This window comes from Hyphomonas sp. UBA3601 (assembly GCF_002375605.1).
Lineage (GTDB): Bacteria > Pseudomonadota > Alphaproteobacteria > Caulobacterales > Hyphomonadaceae > Hyphomonas.
The window spans coordinates 1-2,762 of the sequence record NZ_DFME01000029.1; the positions used below are offsets into that span (position 1 = coordinate 1).

The 2,762-nt window shown below is 61.7% G+C and carries 4 protein-coding genes; 3 read left to right on the top strand and 1 reads right to left on the bottom strand.

Translation table 11 applies throughout. The features are described from left to right. From argJ to B4F73_RS03075, 3 genes are all read left to right on the top strand, one after another. Nucleotides 1–1,080, top strand: a 1,080-nt coding sequence (gene argJ / locus B4F73_RS03065) for a bifunctional glutamate N-acetyltransferase/amino-acid acetyltransferase ArgJ (protein WP_290482477.1), incomplete at its 5' end; no start/stop codon positions are given. Next, complete coding sequence (locus B4F73_RS03070) at nt 1,077–1,478, top strand: (deoxy)nucleoside triphosphate pyrophosphohydrolase (RefSeq protein ID WP_034815068.1); 402 nt, start codon at nt 1,077–1,079, stop codon at nt 1,476–1,478. The genes argJ and B4F73_RS03070, both read left to right, overlap by 4 nt. Before the next feature lie 17 nt (nt 1,479–1,495). Then, entirely contained in the window at nt 1,496–1,669 is a 174-nt protein-coding gene (locus B4F73_RS03075) for a Flp family type IVb pilin (protein ID WP_242517406.1), read from the top strand. Nucleotides 1,670–1,700: 31 nt separating this feature from the next. Here B4F73_RS03075 and B4F73_RS03080 read toward each other — a convergent pair whose 3' ends face one another. Further along, the gene (locus tag B4F73_RS03080) at nt 1,701–2,615 is read right to left on the bottom strand and encodes a methyltransferase domain-containing protein (RefSeq protein WP_290482478.1); all 915 of its coding nucleotides are present in this window, start codon (nt 2,613–2,615) and stop codon (nt 1,701–1,703) included. Nucleotides 2,616–2,762: the final 147 nt, after the last annotated feature.

Below are 2,762 nucleotides of genomic sequence, written 5' to 3' on the forward strand. Positions count from 1 at the left end.
ACGCTGTCTCATACCGCGTCGGCAGATGTCATCTGGTGCCGGGAGGCCTTGAAGTCAGGTGCCGGCAAGGCCCGTGCCCTGATCGCAAATTCGGGCAACTCGAATGCCTTCACCGGTGCCAAGGGCGTGCTCAAGAACGAGGCCACCCTGAAGGCGCTGACCGAAACGCTCGGCGTGGAAAAGCAGGAATGTTTCCTCGCGGCGACCGGCGTGATTGGCGAACCCTTGCCAGACCCGAACTATGTCGGCGCGTTCGTGCCCGATCTTGCGGGCAAGCTTTCGGCTCCTGACTGGGAAGCCGCGGCACGCGCCTTCATGACGACTGATACTTTTCCCAAGGGCGCAGGGCTTGCGACCAAGATCGACGGCGTGGACGTCAATCTGGCCGGTATCGCCAAGGGCTCGGGCATGATCGCGCCCAACATGGCGACCATGCTGGCCTATGTTTTCACCGACGCCGCCATCGCGCCAGACCTGCTGCAAGGTCTGTTAGAAGAGGTAACGAACCAGACCTTCAACAACATCACGGTGGATGGCGACACGTCGACGTCCGACACGCTGATGGTATTTGCCAGCGGGGCCAGCGGCATGGCCGAGATCGCCACACGGGACGATCCCCGTTTCGCCGAATTCGCCGCCGCCTTGAAGCAGGTCTGCCTCGACCTCTCCCACCTCATCGTCAAGGACGGGGAAGGGGCCAGCAAGTTTGTCACCATCACGGTCGAAGGCGCAGTGTCGGAAACCTCCGCAAAGGTGGTCGCCTGTTCGATTGCCAACTCGCCCCTCATAAAAACGGCCATGGCTGCCGGAGACGCCAATTGGGGACGGATCGTGATGGCCGTTGGCAAATCGCTTGAGCCGATAGACATGGACCAGCTCGCCATATGGTTTGATGATGTCCAGGTTGCCTCTGCGGGCGGGCGCATGCCGGACTATAGCGAAGCAGCCGCCGGCGGGGTATTTGCCCAGCCGGAATTCACCATCCGTGTCCACCTCGGCGTGGGCGAGGCGTCTGCCACGGTCTGGACCTGCGACCTGACGCATGGCTATGTCGACATCAACGGAGCCTATCGTACATGACGCGTAGAATGGTGCTTGTGGTCGCCGCTGCGCTCTATGATGCCGAAGGCCGTATCCTGCTGGCTCAACGCCCCGCTGGCAAACCGATGGCGGGCCTCTGGGAGTTCCCGGGCGGAAAGGTCGAGACGGGCGAGACACCGGAGCGGGCGCTGGTGCGGGAATTACAGGAAGAACTCTCCATCATGGTGGACGAGACCTCTCTGAAACCGATCACTTTTGCCAGTCATGCTTATCCAGATTTTCACCTTTTGATGCCATTGTTCTCAACGGAGAGTTGGGAAGGCGAGCTTTCGCCCAGGGAAGGACAGGCCTTGGCCTGGGTCAGATCATCGGACCTTCATCTCTATCCGGCGCCTGCGGCAGACATTCCCCTGTTTGACGTGCTCTCGGGTAACTAGACAGACTCGGAGCGAACATGATGGCCTCGAATACAATGATACGCCGCTTCCTGCGTGACGATACGGGCGCAACCGCCGTGGAATACGGACTTCTGGTAGGACTGATCGCCGTTGCGATCATGGGCGGCCTCGTGGCCGTGGCCACATCCATCAACCAGACATTCACAACCGTTGAAACGGAAATGTCCTGATCGATCACTCGTCAGGTCTTGCGACCAGACGTCAGGAAGATTTGTGATTTCGTACAGCGTCGGCGAGGCTGACCCTGGCGCTTCCGGGTTTTAGCGGTTTGGGTTGGGAGTCTGCCGGGCTCCAGCCAGACATATGCACCACTTCAAATGATGCGCGCACACGCCCGTCTGGATCGCTATGATCATTTGCGTAGATTTCCATGGCACGCATCAGCACACGGCGCGGCAGGGGCCGCATTGTCCCGGCTGCGAATGCCGCCCGCTCGCCCATCCCTTTCAAATCGGCCAGCAAGCCCATCGGTGATCTGTACCGAACCACAACCTGATCGCGATCAACGACTGGCAGGGCAAAGCCTGCCCGTTGCATCAGGCTCGCCATATCGCGCAGGCCGGGCAGGGGGGAGACACGTGCCGCGACGCCGCCGGTCAGTTCCGTTTCCGCCTCCATCAGGCTGGCCCGCAGCTCACTCAGCGTGCCCGCACCGAATAGCGCGCCCAGGAACAAGCCGTCCGGTTTCAGCGCCTGACGGATCTGCACCAGCGCACCGGGCAAATCATTCACCCAATGAAGGGACAGGGCCGACACGATCAGGTCCAGGCTGGCCTGTGGAAATGGCAGGCCCTCTTCATCCACCTGCTCTGCGTTCAGACCGTCGGCCCGGCTGAGCGCCACCATGCCGCTGGATATATCCCCGGCTTCGACAGACCCGACCTGGTCGCTGGCCTGAAGCAGTTTGGCGAGTTGGCCATCATGTGCGCCGAGATCAAAGGCGCGATCAAAGGAATGAGACGTATCCGCCAACCGGTCCGCGATATCGCTCGACACGCGCGCTTTCAGGAAGTCATATTCTTTGAAACTGGCTGCGGCCCGGCTGCGATTACGGGCCACCCGTTCGCGGTCGAACAGGCGGGGCGGCGCAGACTTCGGGGGGACCGGGGAAGGCATGAGCAGCGATATGGACCACCGGGCCCGCATGGCAAAGGGGCTAATGCGCGGCGCGGCTGAATTTCTCTGGCCCCAACGCTCCCTCGTCAGTGGCCAGCGCGGCGCAGGCAAGGGGCCGCTCTCGCCGTCCGAATTCGCCGCCATCGG

Bases quoted from the DNA above. Each gene is read 5' to 3' on its own strand.
- B4F73_RS03070 (WP_034815068.1), top strand. From the start codon at position 1,077: ATGACGCGTAGAATGGTGCTTGTGGTCGCCGCTGCGCTCTATGATGCC.
- B4F73_RS03075 (WP_242517406.1), top strand. From the start codon at position 1,496: ATGATGGCCTCGAATACAATGATACGCCGCTTCCTGCGTGACGATACG.
- B4F73_RS03080 (WP_290482478.1), bottom strand. From the start codon at position 2,615: ATGCCTTCCCCGGTCCCCCCGAAGTCTGCGCCGCCCCGCCTGTTCGAC.